Genomic DNA, 6,337 nt, shown 5'->3' on the forward strand with positions numbered 1-6,337 from the left:
TAGTTGATATCTCTGTATAACCATCTGTATTTAATTGATAAAAAATAATCTTATTCTCTTTCCAAAACCATACTTCTTTAATGCCAATAGATTGATACTTTTTCAGATCATCAATACCACCGCTAGAAAAAATGACTTCGATCGCTAAATCTGGAAGTTCTTTATCTGTACCAAAGGCAAAACTAACATCTGGCTCTTTTCCCGCATCAGGTTTATTGCTCAACCTGGTCGATCTCATCGGAAAATAAACTAGGTTTAATTGTCTACAATAAGCAATTACAAGAATAGAAATTGTGGCAGCAATTCTTTCGTGATTTTTGCTGGGAGACACTAAAGTAATTACTCCGTTAAAATAGGAAACTCGATAACCTAAATATTCTTCTGAATCAAATTTCTCATAGTCAGCCCAAGTCATTCCAGCCACACTTAGTGTTTGATCTTGACCCTGGGTACGTTCCGCACTTATTGGCAATTGGATATTGATTAACAAAGTGTTGATTTTCCCGTAAGTTAATCGATATAGATATTTTAAATTAACATTAACCTGACAGTTTTACCCTGAAGAAATTATAAAAATACTGGTAGTGACTGTAGTTGCTGTATCTGCTTTACTAGTCATGACTTCATTATTCTAAATTCACCTCTTCAATCAAACTGCAAAATTGTTCTAGATTTGGGTTGTCTTGAGGTTTATCTGCCCAACGCTCTTTGTAAGCTTCCAACTCTTTTTTAAAGGCAAGAGTAGATTGGACTTGTCGCTCAAGTTCGGCTATTTTGCACTCCAATAAATCTCGCACTAGAGAACAAGGCGATATTCCTTGACGGCGAACTCCCAAAATTTGTTGAATTTCAGCCAAAGAAAAATTTAACGATTGAGCTTTTTTGATAAATTGCACTTGTTTGACCGCATCGTCTGTATAGTAGCGATAACCATTATCGCTGCGAAAAGTGGGTTTTAGTAAACCCAAACTTTCGTAGTAACGCAAAGTACCTACGGTAACATTGGTTTGTTTGGCTAATTCACCAATTTTGATTAATTGCTCTTGTAAAGCTTTAACTTCGATTTGTGTCATATTTTTGGCAAAAAAAATATGAATAATAGTCTTGACTCTATAGTTAGCTGTAGACCCTATACTGAATACAGTTTTTTAGGCGATATTTAGGCTTGATTCGCTCATTTCAGGCAACTTTTCGCCACTTTAATTAAATAAATAGGAGATTTAATCGTGTTTCAAAAATCATCTGTTAAAACTGCGTTAAAAACTGCTGTTGTAGCTGTTGCGGTTGTCATGTTAAATGCTGGTGCTAGTTTGGCACAAGATCAACAGCCCGATCAAAATCAAAATCAAAGCAGTTCATGTGGTTGTTGTAAACAAATGATGAACCAAATGCAGCACTCTAGCTAAATGGTGGTTAGTAGAAAATTATCAGTTAAAAACTAAACAAAATGGCGATCGCTCTTTGGCTAAAATCAATTAAAGCGATCGCTTTCGAGCGATAATAACTAACCAGCGATTATTCACTCGGCAATAGTACTAATCAATCAAAAGCTAGAGAAACTCTTAGTTTGGTTTTTGGAACTCTTCGCGTCCTTCGGCAGAATTAACCGAGGAGGATAAAGTTGGGTTTTGGTGATGATTGTTTAGATGGATTTCTGTTTCATAGGACGTTGCTTTATCTTTTTTGCGCGATCGATGGCTGCGACTAGTAAAATAACCACCTGCTAAGAAAGCACTAACACCAATTACACCTCCTCCTGTTGCGCCCAGCAACCACAAAGGGAGTTGCTCTTCTGAAGTAGTGCTGCTAGATTGACTTTCTTGAGATTTTTTCGATTCGTCAGCCCCTCCGTCTGGCTTGGTTGCTGCTTCTTCTTTACTGCCTCCTCGCAAGGATTGAGCATAAAGCTGTGGCGCACGTTGAGTAACTACTAAATCTCCTTCAAAAAGACCGCTTTTGACTTCTACCAAATCTCCAGAAGTTTGACCAAGAGTGACTTCGACAGATTGAAAAGAATCGCCATTCTGTAAATAAACTAGTTTTTTGTCATCTACATCGACTATTGCCGAACTGGGAATGACTGTAGCTGTTGTGTCTGCTTGACTGGTCATTACTTCTAATTCGGCAAACATTCCTGGTTTGAGAGTACCATTAATATTGCTCAATTGAGCTTTAACTGGGACAACGCGCGTTTCTCCTTCGACTACCGAACCAATTACCGCAATCTTGCCGATAAAAGTGCGATCGCTTACGGATGCTACTTTGGCTCTGACTTGTTGACCATTTTTAATTTTATCTAGATCCTTCTCATAAATATTAGCCGTGGCAAAGACAGTGCTGTCATTAACGATCGTCATCAACTTACCTCCCGCATCTTGAAAGGCTTGACCTAAAGTAACTTCGCGATCGCTAACTCGACCAGAAATAGGTGCTGTTATTATTGCCAGTCCTCGATCGTTTGCTTCTGTACCCAGTTGTTGCAGTCGAGTTTGATAAGTAGTATTGCTCAGTTGTAGAAGAGAATTAGCTGCTTCAAGAGACGATTGAGAGCGTTTGAGTTGGTTTTGAGCCGCCAAAACTTCTCTTTGACTCGAAGCTGTGGTAAGTTGAGCTTTGGTTTCTGCAAGCTTGGCTTGAGATTCGAGCATTTGCCGACGGGGAATTACTCCTTTGTCTGCTAGTTCTCGATCGCGATCGTATTGTTCTTGTGCTACTGCTACTTGGGTTTGCGCTTGTTGTAATTCGGCTTTGGCAATTTCAACTTGACGCTGATAGTTTTGTTGGGCTAAATCTAAGTCGGCTTGTGTTTGTTGTAATTCGGCTTTGGCTTGAGCTTGTTTTTCTTGGGAACTGACGCGCAACTCAATCAAGTCAGGACTGGCAATTACCGCTACAGGCTGTCCTGCTTTTACGTATGCCCCAGGTTCTACTAATAACTCGTTTACTTTCCCAGGAATTGGCGATGTAACTTCTACTTGTTGGCTGGGTAGAGCTTCAATTTGTCCAGTCGTTTTAATGCTAATGTCAAGACGTTGACTGGTAACTGGTTCGACTTTTATTCCCAAACTTTTTGCGGTTTGAGCATCAACTTGGATCGAATCTGAAGCTTCTTGTTGAGAATCTCCGCCTTGAAATTCGTCTCCATGTCCGGCGTGAGCCAGAACAGCAGTAGGAGCGGTTATTAACAATAGACTCAAGATTACTCCAGTACTGCGGGTGAGAGAATTAGGCAAGCGAAACAGATAACGAGTAATGGTCATAGTCAAGATCCTTAAGTGATGAGCGAACGGGTTAACATTGGCGATTGGGCTTCGCGACGCAAAAATATGTGTATTAAATTTTTTAAGGCGCGTTTTGAGTAGGAAGATTCCCACTCATTTGCGAAGCTTATCCTTTAGGAAAAGCCGCCGTGTACTTAGATAGTATGTTTATTACTAATAAAAGTTTTAAACTAGCAAAAAAACATTGCTTTATTGACTAGTTTTTCACAGCTATGTGAAATTGAAATGAAATTTGAATAGGGTATTTTAATCGTTAGTCATTAAAAAAGATGGAGGAGAATATTTCCTCTGTATTTCTTACTAAAAGTAATAGCAATGACTTACTGTTTGTACCAATCCTTACGCCATTGTTTCATCTGCTCAATTTCTTGCTGTTGAGAGGTCAAAATATCTTGAGATAGTTTCTTCATCTCAGGACGCTTGGTTTTACTCAAAGCATCTTTTGCCATGACCAGCGCACCTTCATGATGAGGAATCATGGCATCAATAAAACGCAGATCGAAATCAGCATCGGCTTTACCCAAATCCATGCTCATCATCATACTTTTCTTCATATCATCAGATATCGCCATCATATGACCCATCTCTGGATGCCAAGCCATAGGAGTTTGATCGGCATTAAGATACCAAGTTGTACGCCACTGTTTCATTTGCGCTATTTCTTGTTTCTGAGCAGCAATAATATCTTGGGCTAATTTTTTCATTTCAGGACGCTGCGATTTTTGCAGTACTTCTTCAGCCATATTGACAGCCCCTTGATGGTGCATAACCATGCTGTCGATGAATCTTAAATCGTAGTCTGCATCAGCAGGCCCTATGTCCATCGACATATCGTGAGACATCCCGCCATCACCTTGCATCATATCGTGAGACATTCCACCGTCATCCTGTTTCATGTCTTGCTTATTACTAGTTTCGGTGGCATTAGTATTTGAGGCTAGAGTTTGGTTAGAAATAGCTGGAGAACAGGCGACCGTCAGGGTAGTTGCACCTATAAATGTTAAGGCTATTAATCTAGTTTTAGTAAAAATTGCTTGCATAGATATCGGAATCGAATTTTATTACTCAATAGTCTAGAATTGCATACGAATATGAAATCGAGATGAAATATATAGCTTTTAGGTTAACTTTTCATCTCAACAATACCCATCATGCCAAGATCTTCATGGTCTAAGACATGACAGTGGTAAACTGCCTTGCCAGCAAAATCGCGGAAAGGAATGCGAATGCGAACTGTTTCATTCCCTTTGACTAACACCGTATCTTTCCAAGCGCGATAGGGTTCTGGTTTACCATTGCGCGATATGACTTGAAAGGGATTGACGTGCAGATGAAAAGGGTGAGCCATACCATCTGGATCGACGTTGACTAATTCCCAGTCTTCAACTGTATTGAGTTGAACTTGAGTATCTACTCGATTAGGATCGAAAGCTTTTCCATTAAAGGTAAAAGTCATACCCATTCCAGAACCCATTGCCATAGACAACTCAATACGCCTTACTGTTTTTGGTTCTGACAGTTCTTCTACAGAAATAAGTTGTTGGAGCAAAGGAAGAGAAGAAACAGAACCTTGATATGTGAGTGTTGCTAAAACATGAGGCTTTGTTTGGGTATTTTCCTGCATCATACCCATACCACCCTCCATCATGTGACCACCACCACCCATCATGCCCATCATTTCCATTCCCCCTCGATCGTATGGTAAATTCAAGAGACGATACTGTCCCGATTTTCTATCTCCTCGTACCAAAACTTCTGCCCTTTCTCCAGGTGAAAGCAGCAGTTCTTTGAGTTCTACAGGTGTGCCTATTGCTCCTCCGTCTGTAGCAATTAAGTAAAAAGGATGATTTTCAAAAGCGAGTCGGTAAAAGCGGGAGGGAGAAGCATTGAGGATTCGCAGACGTAGCAAACCACCACGGGCGATCGCTATTTGGGGATTGACTTGACCGTTAACTGTCATTAGCTTCCCTTCGCGCCCCCTCATTATTTCCATTTGGTTGGGAGGTTGAATCCGTCCGCTACCATCTAAAGCAAAATCTTGTAAAACCAAAAATTCTTCTTTAGCAGCTTTTAGTTCGGGAATTTCATCTAATTCACCCCGAATTACAAATAAACCCGCTAAACCGCCGAATACTTGCTCGGCAACAAATCCATGACGGTGGGGATGATACCAGAACGTTCCAGATGGGTGATTTTTGGGGAGAGTAAATTCGTAAGTCAAACTCTCTCCTGACGGAATATCCAGAAAAGCGTTGTCTGCATTGCCAGTGGGAGTGACGTGTAACCCGTGATAGTGTAAGTTAGTAGGCTGAGAAAGATTGTTGGTGAAGCGAATGCGAACGGTATCGCCTGCTTTTGCTTCCAGACGAGGTGCGGGGATTTGTCCGTTATAAGTTAACAGATAGGCTGGCTTGCCTCCGAGATCGATGCGGGTCGAACTCGCTTCGAGGTCAAGTTCTAGCAAACCGTTAGAACTTTTGTAAAGTTTGGAAGGCAAGGCTTTAGTTTGATGCGGAGTTGTTTTGTTTTTCCCAATTGCCCAGCTAGTAGCTGATGTAGCGATTGCACCAGCAGCAGTGAGGATGAGAAACTGGCGACGGTTAAGTTTTGACATGGTTAATTAAAAAGTGCATTCTATACACTACAAACTAAGTTTTTCACACCAAAATGAAATCGGCATGAAATCTTGAGTTAAATTTTCTTTTCTCGCATCAAACAATACTCGATCAACTAATTTAGCCTCGTAGCAGTCGCAGTCCACTCAATGTTACAACTAATGTCGATCCCTCATGCCCAATCACACCAATAGGTAGGGTAATGCCGCCGACAAAATTCGCTGTCAGTAATAAGATGATAAAAGCGATCGCAAAGATAATATTTTGTTTGACAATGCGTTGAGCGCGACGACCCAGACGAATTGCTCGCTCTAACCTATCTAGTCGGTCTGCCATCAATATTACATCGGCGGTTTCTAAAGCGACATCAGTTCCCGTTACTCCCATCGCAATGCCAACGGAGGCTTGGGCTAAAGCAGGTGCATCGTTGATTCCATCCCC

The 6,337-nt window shown here is 40.9% G+C and carries 6 protein-coding genes and 1 pseudogene; 1 reads left to right on the forward strand and 6 read right to left on the reverse strand.

The window, feature by feature from the left end:
- Nucleotides 1-490: Uma2 family endonuclease (locus C7B62_RS23640; protein WP_106243422.1), on the reverse strand; the 490-nt coding region annotated here is incomplete at its 3' end.
- Nucleotides 491-626: 136 nt separating this feature from the next.
- Entirely contained in the window at nucleotides 627-1,073 is a 447-nt protein-coding gene (locus tag C7B62_RS23645) for a heavy metal-responsive transcriptional regulator (RefSeq protein ID WP_106243428.1), read from the reverse strand.
- A gap of 153 nt (nucleotides 1,074-1,226) precedes the next feature.
- On the opposite strand from C7B62_RS23645, the gene C7B62_RS23650 reads away from it, so the two are divergent.
- Nucleotides 1,227-1,406 (forward strand): hypothetical protein, encoded by a 180-nt coding sequence (locus tag C7B62_RS23650; RefSeq protein ID WP_106243436.1) that lies wholly within the window; start codon nucleotides 1,227-1,229, stop codon nucleotides 1,404-1,406.
- Nucleotides 1,407-1,562: 156 nt separating this feature from the next.
- Here the strand turns inward: C7B62_RS23650 and C7B62_RS23655 are convergent, their stop codons facing one another.
- From C7B62_RS23655 to C7B62_RS23670, 4 genes and pseudogenes are all read right to left on the reverse strand, one after another.
- Nucleotides 1,563-3,260, reverse strand: a complete 1,698-nt coding sequence (locus tag C7B62_RS23655) for an efflux RND transporter periplasmic adaptor subunit (RefSeq protein ID WP_106243441.1) — start codon at nucleotides 3,258-3,260, stop codon at nucleotides 1,563-1,565.
- A gap of 341 nt (nucleotides 3,261-3,601) precedes the next feature.
- Nucleotides 3,602-4,321, reverse strand: coding sequence for a DUF305 domain-containing protein (locus C7B62_RS23660; protein ID WP_106243445.1), 720 nt, complete (start codon nucleotides 4,319-4,321; stop codon nucleotides 3,602-3,604).
- Nucleotides 4,322-4,404: 83 nt separating this feature from the next.
- Complete coding sequence (locus tag C7B62_RS23665) at nucleotides 4,405-5,895, reverse strand: multicopper oxidase family protein (RefSeq protein ID WP_106243448.1); 1,491 nt, start codon at nucleotides 5,893-5,895, stop codon at nucleotides 4,405-4,407.
- Between the two features lie 121 nt (nucleotides 5,896-6,016).
- Nucleotides 6,017-6,337 (reverse strand): annotated as a pseudogene (locus C7B62_RS23670) (heavy metal translocating P-type ATPase); the annotation flags it as partial.

Origin of the sequence: Pleurocapsa sp. CCALA 161 (assembly GCF_003003995.1) — a bacterium.
Classification (GTDB): Bacteria; Cyanobacteriota; Cyanobacteriia; order Cyanobacteriales; family Xenococcaceae; genus Waterburya.

Bases quoted from the DNA above. Each gene is read 5' to 3' on its own strand.
- C7B62_RS23660 (WP_106243445.1), bottom strand. From the start codon at position 4,321: ATGCAAGCAATTTTTACTAAAACTAGATTAATAGCCTTAACATTTATA.
- C7B62_RS23665 (WP_106243448.1), bottom strand. From the start codon at position 5,895: ATGTCAAAACTTAACCGTCGCCAGTTTCTCATCCTCACTGCTGCTGGT.
- C7B62_RS23645 (WP_106243428.1), bottom strand. From the start codon at position 1,073: ATGACACAAATCGAAGTTAAAGCTTTACAAGAGCAATTAATCAAAATT.
- C7B62_RS23655 (WP_106243441.1), bottom strand. From the start codon at position 3,260: ATGACCATTACTCGTTATCTGTTTCGCTTGCCTAATTCTCTCACCCGC.